11 protein-coding genes and 1 pseudogene are annotated in these 17,522 nt (G+C 68.8%); 1 reads left to right on the top strand and 11 read right to left on the bottom strand.

Going from position 1 to position 17,522, the window contains the following annotated elements; translation table 11 throughout:
* Positions 1–88: 88 nt before the first annotated feature.
* The 3 genes from E3T42_RS04815 to E3T42_RS04805 form a co-directional block, all read right to left on the bottom strand.
* Positions 89–1,135 carry a DUF2207 domain-containing protein gene (locus tag E3T42_RS04815; protein WP_134365078.1) on the bottom strand — a complete coding sequence of 349 codons (1,047 nt, stop codon included), beginning with the start codon at positions 1,133–1,135 and terminating at the stop codon, positions 89–91.
* Between the two features lie 389 nt (positions 1,136–1,524).
* A complete protein-coding gene (locus E3T42_RS04810) occupies positions 1,525–2,937 on the bottom strand; it encodes a DUF2207 domain-containing protein (RefSeq protein ID WP_134402578.1) in 1,413 nt (470 codons plus the stop codon).
* Between the two features lie 304 nt (positions 2,938–3,241).
* Positions 3,242–4,135 carry a hypothetical protein gene (locus E3T42_RS04805; RefSeq protein WP_241975841.1) on the bottom strand — a complete coding sequence of 298 codons (894 nt, stop codon included), beginning with the start codon at positions 4,133–4,135 and terminating at the stop codon, positions 3,242–3,244.
* A gap of 500 nt (positions 4,136–4,635) precedes the next feature.
* On the opposite strand from E3T42_RS04805, the gene E3T42_RS04800 reads away from it, so the two are divergent.
* Positions 4,636–5,412, top strand: coding sequence for an alpha/beta fold hydrolase (locus E3T42_RS04800; protein ID WP_134402577.1), 777 nt, complete (start codon positions 4,636–4,638; stop codon positions 5,410–5,412).
* A 145-nt stretch (positions 5,413–5,557) separates the two neighbouring features.
* On the opposite strand, the gene E3T42_RS04795 is transcribed toward E3T42_RS04800, so the two are convergent.
* From E3T42_RS04795 to E3T42_RS04760, 8 genes and pseudogenes are all read right to left on the bottom strand, one after another.
* Positions 5,558–7,072, bottom strand: coding sequence for a DHA2 family efflux MFS transporter permease subunit (locus E3T42_RS04795; RefSeq protein WP_134402576.1), 1,515 nt, complete (start codon positions 7,070–7,072; stop codon positions 5,558–5,560).
* A 329-nt stretch (positions 7,073–7,401) separates the two neighbouring features.
* Positions 7,402–7,965 carry a helix-turn-helix domain-containing protein gene (locus E3T42_RS04790; RefSeq protein WP_241975840.1) on the bottom strand — a complete coding sequence of 188 codons (564 nt, stop codon included), beginning with the start codon at positions 7,963–7,965 and terminating at the stop codon, positions 7,402–7,404.
* A 239-nt stretch (positions 7,966–8,204) separates the two neighbouring features.
* The gene (locus E3T42_RS04785; RefSeq protein WP_198415931.1) at positions 8,205–9,455 is read right to left on the bottom strand and encodes a TIGR02679 family protein; all 1,251 of its coding nucleotides are present in this window, start codon (positions 9,453–9,455) and stop codon (positions 8,205–8,207) included.
* Complete coding sequence (locus tag E3T42_RS16995) at positions 9,452–13,603, bottom strand: TIGR02680 family protein (RefSeq protein ID WP_198415932.1); 4,152 nt, start codon at positions 13,601–13,603, stop codon at positions 9,452–9,454. Before E3T42_RS16995 ends, E3T42_RS04785 begins: the two co-directional genes overlap by 4 nt.
* On the bottom strand, positions 13,600–14,766 hold the full coding sequence (locus tag E3T42_RS04775) for a TIGR02678 family protein (protein WP_134365085.1): 1,167 nt from the start codon (positions 14,764–14,766) through the stop codon (positions 13,600–13,602). Before E3T42_RS04775 ends, E3T42_RS16995 begins: the two co-directional genes overlap by 4 nt.
* Complete coding sequence (locus tag E3T42_RS04770; protein WP_198416884.1) at positions 14,763–16,448, bottom strand: TIGR02677 family protein; 1,686 nt, start codon at positions 16,446–16,448, stop codon at positions 14,763–14,765. Before E3T42_RS04770 ends, E3T42_RS04775 begins: the two co-directional genes overlap by 4 nt.
* Before the next feature lie 265 nt (positions 16,449–16,713).
* Positions 16,714–17,007 (bottom strand): annotated as a pseudogene (locus E3T42_RS17220) (IS3 family transposase); the annotation flags it as partial.
* Positions 17,008–17,014: 7 nt separating this feature from the next.
* The coding region (locus tag E3T42_RS04760) for an IS30 family transposase (RefSeq protein ID WP_134402575.1) at positions 17,015–17,522 on the bottom strand (508 nt) is incomplete at its 5' end.

Here is a 17,522-nt window from a genome sequence, read left to right as displayed (position 1 = left end):
TCGAGGATTCCCCGTCCCGGCCGTCGAACTCGCCTGAGGGGTCCCAAATCGACCTTCCGGAGGCCCGGGAAGGTCGATTTGGGACCCCTCAGCGGCTGGCGGGCGAACCGCCGGGCAGGGTGGCGGACTTGGCGACCGAGCCGATCAGTCCGGTCACGGCAGCGTTGAAGGCGGTCGCGCTGAAATCGCCCTGCAACATGAGCCAGCCCGGTTTCGGTGCACCCTGCTCGTAGAGCACGACGAGCTCCCTGGCCCAGTCGCGCTCGACGCCCCAGAGCACCGCGAAGGGGAGCAACTTCTCAGAGAGCCTAACCAGTTCGACGGTGTCGGGTGCGCCGGCGGCATCCGTCTTCACAGCCGGCGGCGCGTCGTCGGCGCTCTGCACCAGGCGCACGCGGTCTGCCTGGGCGAGCCCGAGGAAGATCTTCAGACCCTTGAGATGGTCGCGCTGTTCGGCACCCGCCTCGGTGAGCTGCGGCGTGGCCGCGGCGAAACGGTTGGCGAGGTAGATGCAGATCGCGGCGATGCCGACGAACGGAACCACCTTGCCGAGCTGGCCGGATCCCGCGCTCTGCACCACCGCACCGAAGATGACCAGGGTCGGCAGCAGCACGGCGGCCATCACGATGACGATCAGCTTGCCGCCGCGGCCGACCATCAGAGCCCGCCAGCCGCGGGCCGTAACCAGGTCCCTCGCCGCCCTGGGGCAGGAGCGCAGCTGGGCCGCCAGCGCCCGGTCGGTAACCCCGAGTTCGCGCACGCCGCCGACCGCCAGTCCGGGGAACAGCGCCTCGAGCAGCTGGCGTTCCAGGGTGTGCACGCCCTTCACGGTCAGCAGCTGCAGCGTGTAGGCGCCTCCGCCGGCACTGACCGGGAAGGCGAGGATGCGCACCTTGCCGCGCACCGCCAGGCTCACCAGCTGCGCGGCGACGGCCGTCGTCGGCCGATTCACGAGGTCGGCCGCCTCCAGCAGGTTGTAGCCCGTCGGCACCTCGTACCGGGCGATCACGGCGCCCCGGCCCGCGGCGCCGCGCTGTCCGAAGCGGCGACGGAGGTAGGCGGCCGCGACGCCGAGGAGGCTGACGGCCGACAGGATGATGATCAGGGACGTCTCGGCGTCTGCGGTCGGTTGCATGGTGCAGCTCCAATGTCTGGCGGCGCCTGAAGCCTCGACGCGGCGAAACGGCGCCGAGACGTGATGCCCCCACAACAGCCGCTCAGTACAGGCTAGTACGGGCGGTCGGGCCGTCGCGGCCCGGCAACTGCTCTGCTGACGCGGCTGAGGGGTCCCAAATCGACCTTCCGGAGCCCCGGGAAGGTCGATTTGGGACCCCTCAGGGTGGAGCTAGCGGCCGCCGCCACCGCCTCCGCCGCCACCGCCGCCGGAATGCCCGCCTCGGCGAGCTCGAGGTAAACCTTGATGCCCTTGAGGTAGTCGCGCGGTTCGGCGCCGGCCTCGGTCAGTTTCGCCCGGTCCGGTGCCAGCCAGCCGGCCGCGATGACGCAGAACGCGGCGATAAAGACTCACGGCACCACTTCGCCGTACTGCGGGGAGCCGTTGATCAGCGCCATCCCGATCAGGATGACCAGAGCGGGGACCAGCACGACGGACATGCCGATGCCGATCCAGTGGCCGCCGCGGCCGGCTGCCTTGGCCCGCCAACCGCGGGCGATGACCGACAGCTTCGCGGCGTGGAGGAACCCGCTCAGCTTGGTCGCGAGCGTGCTGTTGACGGCCCCGATCTCCCGCGTCACGCCGATCGCCCCGTGCGGGAACAGGGCTGTCAGCAGCTGGCTTTCCTGGGCGTCCACACCCTCACGGGTGAGCAGTTGCAGCGTGTAGTCCCCGCCGCCCCTCGTGACCGGGTAGTCGAGGATGCGCACCTTGCCGCGCACCGCGAGGCTCACGAGTTGCGCGGCGATGGCCGTCTTCTGCCGATTCACGAGGTCGGCCGCCTCCAGCAGGTTGTAGCCCTTGGGCACGCTGTACTGGGCGATGATGGCGCCCCGCCCGCGCGCATCGCGCACCGCGAGCCGGCGATAGCCCCAGGCCGCACCGACGCCGAGGATGCTGACGCCCAGCACGAGGAACGCCAGCACCGTCGCGGGGTCCACCCCGCTGTCGGAATAGCCGCCGTCGGAGTACCCGTCACCGCTGTAGCCGGCCGAGGCCGGCACCTGCAGGAACGTGCCGGGCTGGAACCCGATAGCGACGGTGACGTTCTCGCGCGGACCGAGGGTGCGCTCGGACGAGGCGAACAGCTGGCCGGTGGTGCCGGGCACCGCGGCATCCGGTGTCTGGGTGATCTCGCACCGCGTGGTGTCCGCCTGAACCCCGGAGTAGCAGGCGTAATTGCCGGTGAGGAACTCGGCGATGCCGGGGTCGACGTGCACGCGCGCGGTGACGGAGCCGAAGGGCTGGTCGAACCCGGTGCCGTTGGTGTCCCAGTAGAGTTCGTCGTTCTTGGTGTCGGCGAATGCGCGCACCACGTTCTGCTGCGTGTAGGTGATCGTGTAGGTCTGCGAGCCGCGCACGAACTCGTCGGTGCCGAGCGGCACCTCGGTGATGCTGCCGCGGTCGAGGGCCTCGAAGTTCACGGGCGCACCGGTGGCGTCGGTGACGGATTCGACGGTGGTGTGCAAAGGCACCCCGTTGTAGTCGTTTGGGAGGAGCCGCACCATTCCGCGGTTCTGGTCGAAGTTCGGGAACTTCGCCACGAAGGTTTCCACGGTGCGCAGGGTGGAGTGCCCGGCGTCGTCACGGGAGAGGTAGTAGTCGGCGTCGAAGGAGGTGAACGTGAAGTCGCTGGTGTCCGCGGAGGCGGCCAGCGGCATCCCGAGTGCCAGCGCGGTGGCGACGGCGAGCGCGGCGACTACCCGAACAAATCGCCGCCCGCGTCGCCGCAACGGATGTCTGGTCGGTGCGTTCCCGTGCATGCTGCGGCTCCCCCTGGTTCAACCGGAGCCGGGAGCCTCGCCGCGGCGAAACCGCGCCGAGGCGTGCCGCCCCCGCAACATCCGTTGTCAGAAGGCTAGCGGAGGGTTCCCCCGTTTCCCGCGGTCCGGCCGCAACGCCGCCGCGTCCCGCGCCTTGCACGTTTCCCGCGGTCCGGCCGCAACGCCCCCCACGCAGCGCGCCGAGCCGTGAGTCTGGCCCCATTTGTCGGTGAAAACAGGGGCGCAACTCACGGCTCGGCGAGGTGGTGCGGACGTGTCGGGGTCAGGTCCGGGGGTCAGAGCATCAGTACCAGTTGACGGCCTGCGAGTGCGCCCAGGCGGCGCACGGCGTGCCGTAGGAGGAGGCCTTGATGTACTGCAGGCCCCAGGCGATCTGCGTGGTCGCGTTGGTGGCCCAGTCGGTTCCGGCCGAGGCCATCTTGCTGCCGGGCAGCGCCTGCGGGATGCCGGTGGCACCGCCGTTGGAGTTGACGGCGTCGTACTTCCACTCGGATTCCTTCTGCCACAACTGGCTCAGGCAGGAGAACTGGTCACTGCCCCAGCCGTACTGGCTCAAGGCCATGGCCTGGGCGGTGGCCTTCGCGCCGGCGGGGGTGTTGCCCGCCGCGAGCGACGTGACCCGGTTGGCTTCGGCTGCCGCGGCCGCGGCGACCGCGGCTGCGGCGGCGGCTCGGTCGGCCTCGGCGGCCGCAGCGGCCAGCGCCGTGGTCTCCGTCTTGGTCTTGCTGGTCAGGGACGAGATCTCGTCGAGAGGCAGAACCTCGTAGCCGGCCAGGGAGCTGGTCACCTGGGTGAGGGCGGAGGCATCCGCTTTGCCCTGCGTCGCGGAAAGGACTTGGTTGGCCTGGTCCAGGGCGACGGATGCGTTGTGCTGCGTGTGCGCCTTGGCTATGCCGTGATAGGCGTCGAGCTGTTCGGGGTGCACGCCGGTGCTCTCGGCCAGCGCGGCCGTGGCGGACACGCGGTCCTGGGCGGCGACCGCGGACTGAGTCGCGAACGTGCCGCCGACGACGAGCCCGGCGATGGCCAGCGCACTGCCGGCGAGGATCGCGATGCGGTGCGGCTTCTTGAGCGTGTGGCGGGCGCCGGTGTTGGTGTCGTTGCTGCTGGCCGTGCTGTTGCTGAACTTGTTCTGTGCTGCGAAGCGGATGATTTTTTCTTCGGGTGTTTCTGGCATGTTTGTGCGAATAACCTTCGGGTGACGCAAGCGCGAGCGCTGGTGAGCGCCGGCTCACTGAGCGTCGGGCCTGCGCTCTCGGGGTGCGGCGCAGACGAAGCGTCAAGCATGCCTCAGGTTTCTGAACGAACCCTCACTTATAGCTCGGAAAGTCATGTGTGCCAGGGGCTTGACACCGGCCTGGGCAGTCTATTCGCCGCAGGAGCTGCCCGGGGATGCGGCGGCGAACACCTGATGAGAAGGAAGATTTTCTCGGCGAGCAGGTGCCGCAGCGCTGCGAGGTCGGGCATCCGGTTCTGCTGGGATGTGCACCCCTCAAAGTCGTCGGTTCCCAGGTATTTCAGGGACTCGCCCACTCTTCGCGCCATTCCGACGCCCGCTGGCGGGTGTTGCGCCGGGACCGGGTAGGCGTCAGGCTGGGCGACAATGTGACGGGGCGGCCGAGCTGAGCTGAGCCGAACCGGGCCACTGCCACTGCCACCCACGACGAGGGAGCCCCGATGATCCAGACCGTGCAATCCGCCGACGGAACCAGCATCGCCTACGAGAAGAGTGGATCCGGCCCCGCGCTGATCCTGGTCGGCGGCGCGTTCAACACCCGACAGTCCCCCGGGCCGCTCGTGCCACCGCTCGCCGAGCACTTCACCGTCTACACCTACGACCGCCGCGGCCGCGGGGACAGCACCGACGTGGCGCCGTATGCCACCGACCGCGAGGTCGAGGATCTCGCCGCCCTGATCGACGCGGCCGGCGGGACCGCGATGCTGTACGGGCACTCGTCGGGTGCCATCCTGGGGCTGCTCGCGGCGGCGAGCGGCCTTCCGATCACTCGCCTCGCCGCATACGAGCCGCCCTTCACCGCGGAGGAGCGCGGGTCGGGGCCCCTCGATGGCTGGGGAGCAAGCGTGCAAGCCGCCTTGGATGACGGCGACCGCGCCCGGGCCGCCCAGCTCTTCATGCTGGGCACGGGTGCCGATCCGGCGATGGTCGCGGGGATGTCCGAGTCGCCCTGGTGGCCGGGCCTGCTGGCCATTGCGCACACCCTCCCATACGATCTGGCCCTGACCGGTGATGGCCTGGTTCCCGCCGGCCGCTTGGCGAGGATCCCCGTTCCCGTCCTCGTCGTCGTCGGGGGCGACAGCCCGCCGTGGGCCGCCGCAGCCGCCGGGGCGGTGGCGCGCGCGGTGCCCGGCGCCACCCAGGTCACCCTCGACGGGCAGACCCACAACGTGGATGCCGCCGCGCTGGCCCCGGTGCTGATCGACTTCTTCGGGTAGCCAGCGCCGCGTCTGCACCGCCCGATGCGATGCGCGGGGGCTGCGCCGCTACGCGGGTGGCGTGCCACGCGCGCAGCGGCGCAGCTACCGCGCGACGGCTACCGGCGCTCGAATCAGGCGTGCACGGGCGCGGCTTCCGGCAGGCCTACTCCCCCGCGGCCGCCGGGCGGCGGGTGAAGAAGGCCGCGGGGATCGCGAACAGCGAGATCACCGCTCCATAGAGGAACGCGGCCTGGATGCCCGCGGCGGTGGCGGCGACATCCGTGGCCCCGGTGGCCAGCCGCGACGCGGCGACGGATGCCATCACCGTCACGAACAGCGCCGTGCCGACCGCACCGGCGAGCTGCTGCACGGTGCCCACGACCGCGCTGCCGTGCGAATACAGCGACGGCTTCACGGCGGCGAGGCTCGCGGTGAACAGCGGGGTGAAGAGCAGGGCGAGTCCGAAGCTGAGGGTGACGTGGGCGGCGAGCACGAGCCAGGGCGAGCTGTTCGCGTTCAGCGGCGTCATGCCCCAGAACACGGCGCTGACGATGCTGGAGCCGGTGATCAGCAGCCGGGTAGGCCCGGACCGGTCGTAGAGGCGCCCGACGAACGGGGCGAGCAGCCCCATCAGGAGACCGCCCGGCAGCAGGAGCAGGCCCGCCTGCAGGGCGCTGAGGCCGAGCACGGTCTGCGTGTAGATGGGCAGCAGGATGATGGTGCCGAACAGGGCCATCATGCTGATCGCCATCGTCACGATGCCGAACGTGAACGTGCGCGAACGGAAGGTGCGCAGGTCGAGGAGGGCGGCATCCGTGCGCTGGAGTACCAGCTGGCGCAGGATGAACAGGGTGAGTGCGAGGGCGCCGCCCAGGATTGGCAGCCAGCCCTCGACCGACGCGATGCCGCCGGATGCGGTGCCCAGGTTGCTGAGGCCGTAGACGAGCCCGCCGAAGCCGAGCGCGGACAGCAGCACCGAGACCACGTCGATCGGCATCGTGCGCGGGGTGGTGACGTTCTTCATCAGGATGCCGCCCACGAACAGCGCGGTGAGGGCGATCGGCAGCACGAGGATGAACATCCAGCGCCAGTCGAGCACGCTGAGGATGGCGCCCGAGATGGTGGGGCCGATGGCCGGGGCGACCGAGATGACGATGGAGATGTTGCCCATCATGCGGCCGAGGTGGGCGGGCGCGACGAGGGTCATCACCGTGGTCAGCAGCAGCGGGAACATGATCGCCGTGCCGGTGGCCTGCACGACCCGGGCGGCCAGCAGCACCTCGAAGCCGGGCGCGACCGCGGCGATCAGGGTGCCCGTACTGAACAGCGTCATGGCCGCGATGAACACCGGCCGCGTGTTGAAGCGCTGCAGCAGGAACCCGGTGATCGGGATCACCACGGCCATCGTGAGCATGAACGCGCTGGTCAGCCACTGCGCGGCGCTGGCCGTGATCCGCAGGTCGCTCATCAGGCGCGGCAGGGCCACGCCCATGATGGTCTCGTTCAGGATCACGACGAAGGTCGAGATCAGCAGCAGGGTGATGACGAGCCGGTTACGGATGTCGGTGGCCGCGTCGGCGGCGGATGCGTCGGCCGGGTGCGCGGCGGCATCCGTGCTCGTGGTGTCGATGTTGGTGCTGGCGTTGTTGTGGCTGGCGGCGGTGGCGGTTTCAGCCATGCGAAGGTCCCGTCGGGGTCGTGCGGTCAAAACGACGTGCGGTCAAGAGGTGGTGAGGCGGTCGCTCCGGGCCGGAGCGTGGTTCATAGAGGGGGAACCCTGGCGGAGCGGGATTCATTCCGCGCCGCGTCGCGCCGGTTTTCGGGAGCCCCGGCCCGCATTCTGGGGAGCGGTCTCGGCGAGTGTCGCCGTTTGCGCCGAGAGTCGCCAACCCAGCGGCGATTCTCGGCAGAAACGGCGACTCTCGGGCGTCGGCACGGTCGCTACGCCCGGTCGGCGATCGCCCTACCCGATCCCCAGCTGAGCCAGCAGCCGCGAAAAGTCCGTGACTAGGGCATTCCAGACGATCTGATAGTCGGTGTTCGCGTAGTCGTGCGTGACGAACCGGCGAGCAGCGCATCCGTTAGGTCGAATTCGCGAGTCATCCCGTGGCCCGAGTACCTCACAGCGGAACGGCCTCGGCGACCGCCCGGTCCCGAATGGCGCCTTCGGCCCGGTCGCTCATCACATATGTGCACGCCGAGGAGACTCTCGAGGTCGAGGACGAGTCCGGCCGCATCGAGGAGGGACGCCGCGGGGTCGAAGGTGACGAGGAGATCGATGTCGCTGCCGACGGCTTCCGTGTCCCGGGCGATGCTGCCGAAGACCCGCACGTTGCCGGCGCGGCGACGGCCGGCGAGTTCGAGCACGCTGTCGCGGTTGCGACGCAATACAGCCGCCGGCCGTTCGGCGGTGGCGGCCAGGATGCGGGAGAGGGTCCCGGGCCGAGGTTGCACGCGACCGGCCTCGTAGGCGGAGAGATTCGGCTGCGGCACTCCGGCGCGCGCGGCCAGCTGGCTCTGCGAGAGTCCGGCCCGGGCGCGCGCCTCGAGAATGCGGCTTGACGTGCTCATGCCGGAACTTTAGCTCCGGGCTATAAGGGGGGGGGGCTCGACGCCGCGCCCATGCATAACTCCTGCAAATCGGTGAGTGTTCCCGCACGTTCAGCGTGATTTCGCGGGTGAGGAAACTGGAGGTGCAGAATCTGCAGGAATTATGCACGACTCGCGCGGGTCACCGCACCGGCGTTCGCGCTTCACCGGACTGGTGTTGAAGTACGACTGCTCGAGCAGGTGCAGAACCCGTACGTGCGCTAGTCGACGCGCAGGTCGTCCAACAGATCCGCGAGCACCGACTCTTCCTCCACCCGCAGCCGCAGTTCTTCCATCGCCCCGGAGAGCCCTCCGTCCCAGGGGGTGTCGCCAACGGCACCCGAGAACACCGATGTGGAGAGACTCGACGCGCACGCGCTGCGGTAGTCGGTCTCGCCGAAGCGCCACGGCGTCCACGGCACGCTGCGAGCAACCGTGCGCGCGATCGAAAGTCCGCCGGCGTCGAAATCTCCGTGGTAGCGCAGGCGGGCGCCGCCGTCGACGAGCTGGGTGAGCAGACGGATGACTGCAGCTCCCGGCTGTCCATTGACGCAGACGAGAGGGACAGCGCCAGCGCTTGCGCCGAACCGGTCGGCAGCCGCAGCGATGACCGCCGGGTTCTCACAGACCGACACGAGCAACGGTGCGCGGCCGATGTCGTCCACCGCCAATTGCCGGTAGGTGAGCACCGCCGGCTGACCTGCCTCACCGAGCGCCGCGAGGGCGCGGGCCGTCGGCGAGGTCAGGCCGCCCGGCAACCCGAGGGCCAGCACGGTCGAGGACAATTCGTCCACGACAACCCCACAGGACTGCCAGGCGTCCCGCCTCCACCGAGAGCCGGTCCCCGGCGACTGGCCGGTCGCTGCCGCCGCAAGCCCGACGGCGAGCGGTCCGAGCGGGGTCTTCGGGTCGAGGGCATGCGCATCGCCGAACAAGCGAGCCGCGAGAACGCCGAGCGGCACCCCCTCCACCGGCAAGGCCCGCGCGAGCACGCCGAGCTGAAGCGACATCTCGTGGGCTGCCGCGGCGGATGCCGTCGCTCGCCGCAACGCTCCCGACCTGTTCACGTTCTCCACCCACCCGGAGAGCTGGGGCCGATCGTTGGCGATCAGACGCAACGCGTCAGAGACCTCATGCCAACTCTCCCGCTCCGCCCGACGCACGTCCGGGCCCACGATGGGGCCTACGAGCGCAACGACCGCGGATGCCAGCCCAGCGGGCCACGCATCGCGCCGCAGCATCACGTCAAGCTGGTCAAGCGACACGGACGCCGACGAGCCCGACCGGACAGGTCGTCCGATGAGGCGGCCAGCCGCCATTCGTTCTGCCGTGCTCGCGCCCTGCTTCGTCACGGTTCCCTCGAGCGTGCCCTTCTGCTCCAACCGGGCACGCATCCGTTCCAACAGCCAGGCCGTCTCCGGCGAGCCGAGCAGGCGCCTGATCCTGTCTGTTCCTTCGGCAGACGGGCTCACCACAGCCCCCCGTCGGCAGCTGCAGCATCGACCGCGACCGCATCGACGACAGCCGTGCGCCGGCGACCGTCCCACCTCCACCGTTGGACATGAACCGCGTCGCTGCCGTCGAACCGGGTCAGCTGGGAAATCGCGAGTCCGGGCACTTCCGCGTAGCATCCCCACTCCCGTTCGCTCGTCATCACCACGTCGAGGTCGAACTCCGCCAACAGCCCCAGGCAACTCGCTCGCGAGTTGTCGTCGACGCCCGCGAAGGCCTCGTCGAGCATGATCAGGCGGGGAGCGTTCGGGTTCGTTGCGGTTCGGTAGTGCGATGAGGCGGCGGCGAAGAGGGGGATGCTCGCCGCGAGCACCCGCTCACCGCCGGAAGCCGGGCCGGTGGCGGACTTCCACGAGCCGCCCTGCTGGCGCTCGACGGTGAATTTGTGCCACCGGCGATAGTCGAGCGCTTCGCCGAGGTGGTCGTACCAGTTCCCGGCCTCGTCGGCGTCGCGAACCTCCCCGATGCGAGCCTGAAGGAACGCGCCCAGCGCCGCCCGGTCCTCCTTGTCCCACACATCGGCGCTGGTCGAAAGCAGCCGACGGGTCGCGATGAGTCCCGTGGGGCCGTCCGAGCGCGGTTTCCACAGCACCCGGAGGATCATGCCGGTTGTGGTGGGCCGTGAACGCAGCTCCTCGTTGAGCTGCACGATCTGCCGGTCGGCATCCCCGATCAGCTCAGACAGCTGCGCCCCGACCTCGGTGACGAGATGCGACTCGATGATGTCGCGCTCTCTCGTGCTGAGCAGGAGCAGGTGCTGCTCGATCTGGCCGCCGAGTTGCTGGGCGAGTTCAACGAGCAGCATCTCCCGGCCGCTGAAGGTGACGACGACTCGCACGCCGTCATCGTTGGGGTAATAGGCCGCCTCATGCCCGTGCCGACCCAGCGACCGCTGCAGATCGGCGAACTCGGTGAACACCTGCGATTGCAGCCGGCTGTACCGCTCGTCGGATGCGTCGAGGTCCGGCATTGCCGCGTCGATGGCGCGGGCGAACTGCACGCCCTTCGTCACCGTCCAGTCCGCTTCGCCGCCGGCGTCCGGTTCGACCACGCCAAGATCGGCCAGGGCGGCGACCTGCACCAGCCCCAGCGTGGTGGTACGCCGCAGCGCCGCGACCGCATCGACCCGAGCGGAATGAGCGCGGTCCTGATCGCCACGGATGCCGCGCAACCGCTCCAGGAGACCCGCCTGGCGCTGCCCCTCGACTCTCTCCGTGTCGACCAGACAGCGCAGTTCGGTGACGATCGCCTTCAAGCGATGTTTTACCTGGGCCACCCGATCGCGGTAGCCCTGCACGTCGGCGCCGAGCCGTCCGCGCAGCGTGGCCAGGTAGCTCCGGCTGCGGGTCAGTTCGGCGGTCGCCGCCTCCCGCTCGTCCGCCGAACGCACCCGTTCTGCAAGCGCGGCGGCGAGCCAGGTTTCGGCACGCGCGAGCTGACGAGCCACCTCTGCACGACGCTCCACCTCGCGCCACAGGTCTGCGGCCCGCTTCTCGTACTCGGTCAGGGACGCCCCGAGCCCCCGGATCATGTCGACATCCGTGGGCAGCCGCAGTGATGCGGCATCCGCCGCGAGCTCCGCAGCAGCTTCGTCGCGCGCTCGACCGGCGACAGCGTTCTGTTCTCGCGCCTCCTCGCGTTCGACCGTGCACCGCGCAACGTGATCGGCCGCTCGTGCGGCCGCCCGGTCCGCTGTCTCGAGTGCCGTCGGATGCGGCACCGAGGTCTGCTCCCGCTCGACGACCCGCGCCCGCGCTGCGAGACCCTCGAGGTCAGCCGTGAGGCCACCCTGCCTCGCGGCGATCAGGTCGAGCTCGGAGTGCGCCTCTCTCAGCCGCTGTTCGCGCGCCGCTTCCCGTGCGCTCTCCCCCACATATCGAGCCGACTCAGTCGACCAGGCGCCGCGGGCCGAACCCAAACGATAGCTGCCGGTCAGGCCCACCCAGACCGGAGCCTGGTCACCGTCCACATCGCTGTCGGCCACGGCGATGGCGCGCAGGACCGCCTCGATCGCGTCGACCGTCACCGCAGAGCCTGCCGGCGGCTCGGCGACGAGTACGGATTCAAGGGTGCGAGCGGATGCCGCGCCCTCCGACGGTCGCAGCAGCAGCTGTCCATCGAGGGGCTCGCGCAGCTCCCCACCGGGCATCACCACGGCCGTGAGCAGCCCGCTGCCCTCGAGGGCCGCCTCGAGGCCGGCCCTCGAGGCGGCGTCGAGGTCATCGCGGAAACTGACCGCGCGCCAGAGCGGAATCGAGCCCTCGGGTGCGACGGCGCGGGCCGGTGGAAGGGTCGGCTCCACCACCTGGCCCCGCTCGAGTCCGGCGATCTCGGCGCTCAACACCGTGTACTGGGCCGCGAGGGTCTTCAATTCATGTTGCGCGGCGGCGCGCTGAAGCTGCAGTTCGGACTGCACGCGCAGCGCGTCCACCCGCAGGGCGCCGATGGCGGGGTTCTCAGCCGTGCGGTGGCGCACCCAGTCTGTGAAGGCACCGAACGCGTCATCGGACACGGCGAGCTCGGTCAACCCGGCGAGTACGATCTCGACGTCGGAGATGTAGGAGTCGACGTCGATCTCGACCGCGGCATCCGCGAGCGAACGTACGTCGGTCGCCTCGGCGAGACGGGTCTCGGTTTCGGCCTCGCGTGCGGCCGCAGCCGCCGTGCGCGCCTCCGCCTGCTGCAGCGCGGCGATCAAGGCGACCACCCGCTCGAGCGCGTCGCGCAGGCGAGCGACTCGAGCGGCAGCCGCGGCACGTTCGTGCTTGAGCGCCGCCTCGAGCCCTTCAGCAGGCAGCCCGTCGAGGGCACACTGATCGTGCACGAGTCGCGCGTCCAGGGCCGCGGCCATCGCGGCGGCCCCTGCGTGGCGCAGCCGCGCCTCCGCTGCCGCGACCGCGGTGCGGTCTTCCGCGGCCTCCGCCTCGGAGGTGCCGACTGCCGCATTCGCGTGCTCCAAGCGTTGCTCGGCGGAATCCGCCCTCTCCCCGGCAGTGGCGGCCGCAGCATCCGCCCGCTCGAGGAGGACTTCGCTCTGGGCGTGCTCACTGTCCCGCAACGCCTCTTCCTCGGCATCCAGCGTGCCGCGTTCAGTGCGGAGCTCGGCGCTGGCGGATGCGACGCCGGCCAACGATTCCTGCAGCCGGTCCAGCTCCGCGGTCACCTCGAGGATGGCGCGCCCGTACTTGTCGTGCTCGGACTGTTCGCGGCGCGGACCGGCGGCCTGCCGTTTGAGCATCACCTGCGCGTACCCGCGGTAGTGATGGAGGAAACCCTGCACCGCCTTCTGCGCGGCCGCGAGCTGCTGCACCTCGTCGCGCTCCTCATCGAGCGATCGCAATCCGTCGGCCACCGACTTGATGACATCGTCACTGACCGGGGTCAGGGCGCGAGTCAACGCCTCCGACAGGGCGGCCTCGCTCGGTTTCTTGGACAGCTGCGGAGCGCGGATCTGAAGCAGCAGCTCGATCAGCTCCGCGTAGCGCCGCTCGCCGAGGCCGAACAGTTTCGAGTCCACCGCCTGCCGGTATTCGGCTTTGGTGTCGTAGACGCGCCCAGTGTCGCCCAGGGCCTGGGCGAGGCGCTCGCGACCGAGCGCGAGACGGCTCCTGTCGATCAGGTCGAGCGTCTCCCCCACGCGTTGTTGCGTGACGAAGAACCAGTGCTTGGTGATGCCCCGGCCGCGCGCAGCCTTGAGACCGGCGCCGATCGTGACGAATTGCGGCTCGCCGGCATCGTCGATGCGGCCGAATTCCAACCAGCTGTAGCCGAGCCGCTCGCTGTTCGGGTGCTCGTCGCCGAGGAGCAGGTTCCACTCCATGCGCTTCTGCCGGTCGCCATCGGGTTCAACCCGTTGCGGTGACAGGTCGCCGTCGAGCAGGAACGGCAAAGTCAGAGCCAGCACCTTGGACTTGCCCGCGCCGTTGTTGCCCCGGAGCAACAATCGGCCATCGACGAAGGGGAACTCTTCGTTGTCGTAGTAGAACAGGTCGACCAGGCCGAGGCGCTGCGGCTGCCACCGCGCGCTGGTCGGAACCGGCAGCGAAGAGGTCACGGTCTCCGGGTCGCTTTCACCGGCGCTGAGGGATGGTGCGATGTCGAGGGTCACTGCTTTCGGGCTCCGATTATTGTTGGTGCAGCCAGGGCGAATCGAGCGAGGGCGGGCAGCACGCGGATGACGTCACCGTCACGGGCCACGAGACGAAGAGCGAGGAGCCGGCCGAGAGCCGTCTCGACCAGTTCGGATGCGGCTTCCGCCGCGCCCTTGCGCCAGTACCTGGCGTAGTCGGGGGCAATGGATCGGACATGCACCACAAGGGTGTCGACACGGGACTCCGCCGCCCCGGACTGCGCCAGCAACTCAGCCAGCAGTAGGGTGACGTGGCCCTCGGTGCCCTTCTCAGGCATCCGCACGTCGCTGAAATCGTCATCGAAGTCCACCATGGCGATCCCTTCCTGACGGATCTCTGCGACCAGCCCGGTGCATTCGGTGATGCGGCGGCAGATCAGTGCGCGTTGGCTGCGCAGGTATGCGGTCTCCTCCTCGGTGAGCTCGTCGAGGTAGAGCACGGGATCGTCGAGCAGACGCCGGGTGAGGGTGTGCCGCAGGCGCAGATTGCGCAACTCAGCGGTCGGGGCCGTTCCCCGATCCCGCATGCCCGCGGTGCGTTCGCTGAAAGCCGTGGCGGCGATGGTCGACGGGCCCCGCCGGGTGACCAGCAACTGCGACAGCACCCGTCGAGACACGTCATAAAGCGCATCGCCCGCGTTGCGCACGAATTCCTCTTCATCGCCCGCGACCCGGGCGAGCACGCCCCACTCCAGGAGCAGCTGCACAGCGGCGACGAGGTCGCTGCGCTCCTCCCTGGTGCCCAGCTCGAACGCGAAACCCGCGGCGACGAGTTCGGGGGCGGCTGCGATGACCATCACCTGTTCCGCCAGGCGCCCGAGCGCGATCTGGGTGTCACTGCGTTCGAGAACGGACAAGCTGAGCATGAGGAGCACATACCTGCGGCGCGAGAACGGCATGCCGCCACGGCGGGCGGCGAACGGATGCGTCGCGTCCTCCAGCGAGGCCGGCTCGCGTTCGAGCCGCACCACCTCACTGTCGACGTGCAGCGCCCACCCGGTGTTGATCTCGAACCATTCCGTGAGGGTGCTCGCGTGTCGGCGCACGAGACGATACCGGTCCTCGTCGGTGGACCGGATGAGCGGGTGGCGCAGCAGGAGGCGCGCCGCCCTCTGCTGGTCGTCTACGGCCGAAACGCTCATGTCACCTCCGCGAGTGCAGCCGCGGCGTGCGCGCCCCGGGTGCGCTCATCGCGCTCTCCCTCGATGTCCGAAACGGGCTCTCCGGCGGAGGCTAGATCGGCGCCGTCCGCCATGAGGTCAGTGATGCGCACCAGGTGATCGGGTCCGCGGAGGGTGCCTCGCTCCGTCTCGAGCGCGACGAAGCCGGCCTCGGACATCGGTGTCAGTTCGATGCTCATGGTGCCATCGCTGGACGCGGTGTGAATCGGTCCCCCGTCCGGCGGACGGGCCACGAGTGCGTCGCCGAGGAGGGTGAGGAACAGTCCGAAGGCCGTACTGTCCAGCCCGGCGAGCGCGCTTAACTCAACCGTGCCGCCCGTCGCGAGCCTCTGGCGGGCGGCAGCGATCTGTTCGGACTGCTGTCGCACCTGGAGGGCGATCAGGGCCCGGGCAGCCGAGCGGTCGACTACCTGGTTCGGGCGTCCCTTCCGTTCATAGGTGCCGGTCTTTCGCAGTTGCGGGGAGATTTCGATCGGTGGGGCATCCGCCCAGGGAGCGCCGACGAGCGTCGCATCGTCGCTCCAGTGCTGCCAGGTTTCGGAGTCGACGGTCAAATGCCGCGCAGAGTAGAGCCCGAATGCTGCCCGCGCCAGCCGGTGCCGGTGGTCGTCGGTGGGTGCCTCCTGGAACCACTGCGCGAGCCGCAGGTAGTCGGTGGACCGGTCTGAGCGCCCGGAGCGTCGGGCATTGACCGCTCGCACAGCGTCGAGCAGCGCGGGGATCGCGGCGAGGGCCGCCATCCGCAGGAGCTTGGCCTGGCTGTCGCGACCGTTGCCCGAGAGGAACCATGATCGCAGGCCCTCCCAACGATTGGTCCAGACGGCGTAGTGGCGGGCTGCTTCGACCAACGACTGCGCATCGTCGGGGTCGGGGGCTTCGGCGGTCGCGTCCCGGTCGGCAAGGGCCCGGAGGGCACGATCAACATTCTCGCTGCCGGCTCTAACCAGTAGTTTCGCGATTTGCGGTCCGCGCACCGTGAGGTCCTGAATGAATCGTTCAAGGTACTCGACCAGTCGGGACTTGTAGGCAACGAAGGCGGCCTCGTCGGTTTCGGTCAGGTCGATGGTGCGCTGCAGCGACGCCATGAACGCGCTCGCGTTATCGGCGAGTTCGGTGAACCGCATGGTTAGCGCGGCCAGGGTTTGCTGCAGCATGCCCAGGTCGAGGGCATCGGCCTCGATGAGCGTGACGAACTGGTGGAGCGTCACCGCGATGTCTTCGAGGGCGACGCTCTGCAGGGCGCCCCGGCGCCCGAGGGTCTCCTCGAATCGCTCCAGGGCGCGCTCGGCGGCCTCGCCCGCTTGGCTGAGTTGGAAGAGGTGGCGCTTGCGATAGAAGTCCTCGACGTGAACGACTCGCCCGGTGTCGGGCGAGGCCAGGAGATTTCCCCAATCCGCCAGGGAGTCCAGGGCGGCGGTGACTGCTTCGATGGTCAGCGCGTCGCCAGGATCTGCGCCATCCGCCGCGGCGTCTCGCCGAAGCTGGCTGAGCACGTCGTCTGGCCGGAGGTGAACCTGAAAGCGCTCTTTGGCCGTCACGAATGCACCCAACACCCGGCGATAGGCGTCACTGTTCTGCGCGTTCAGGTGGCTGAACACGCTGAAGTCAGGTGCGGTCTGGCCCCGAGCGGACACCTCGCTCACCTCCCCTTCACTCGGCTTTGATCAGAACAACTCACAGTCCGTGACTCGTCACGGTGATGACCCCGAATTCATCATGCAGCATTCCTCTGACATGGGCGGTCACATAACTCTGTAGACCAGAATGGGGTATCGATTTTGGAGGGATCATCACAGACGCATCTTTCAAGCCTATTTCCATCTTTTTGAAATTCAAAAAGACGCTAATACTCTTGCTATGGATCTTTGCGCCCGTCAAGTTATTGAGACAATCTGGTGTGTTTTTCTTCTACGCCGCAGCCTTGTGGCGGCGGTCGTGGTGAGCGGCCAGCGCGGCGGCCGGTTGTAGTCCTCCGTTGTGCCAATGAGGGCGACGCCGGTTCTACCAAGATTCGATGTATTCCATCACCGCGGTCCTCGCGGCGAGGTGGTTTTCGAAGTCGCGCTGGTAGTACATTTCCGTCTTCAAGTGAGAGAAAAAACTTTCCGCAACAGCGTTGTCTCAGCACACGCCGATGGCTCCCATCGACTGCGTGACCCCGTTCCCGGCGCACCATTTCTGGAACTCACCCGAGGTGTATTGGGCGGATTCAACCGGTCGTCGCAACACCGGTGCTTGCGGTCAACAGTAGCTCGTTCATCGCTTCGGCTGGCGTCTTGAATCCGAGTGTCTTACGAGGGCGTTCGTTCAGGGTCTTGGCGACGCCGTCGAGATCGTCCAGGGCGTAGCGGGTGAAGTCGGTGCCTTTGAGGAAGTACCGGCGCAACAGCCCGTTGGTGTTCTCGTTGCTGGGCCGCTGCCAGGGCGAGTGGGGATCGGCAAAGTAGATCGGCAGCCCGGTCTGGATGCGGAGTCTGGCGTGTTGGGCCATCTCGGCACCCTGGTCCCAGGTCAATGACTTGCGCAGGGTCTCGGGCAGACCGGTGATGGTTCGGGCGATCGCATCACAGACGGCGTCGGCGCCGTGTCCGGCTGTCGCGGGCCCGTTCTTCACCTGAGCGCCGATCATCTTGTGCTCGTCCATCGGAGACCGGTGCAACAGCATCGTGAACCTCGTGGTGCGTTCGACCAGGGTACCGATCGCGACCCCGCCCAGT

The sequence above is a fragment of the Cryobacterium sp. TMT4-10 genome (assembly GCF_004403275.1).
Lineage (GTDB): Bacteria > Actinomycetota > Actinomycetes > Actinomycetales > Microbacteriaceae > Cryobacterium > Cryobacterium shii.
Note: the sequence above shows the minus strand (reverse complement) of the source record. Positions and strands in the feature narration are given on the sequence as shown.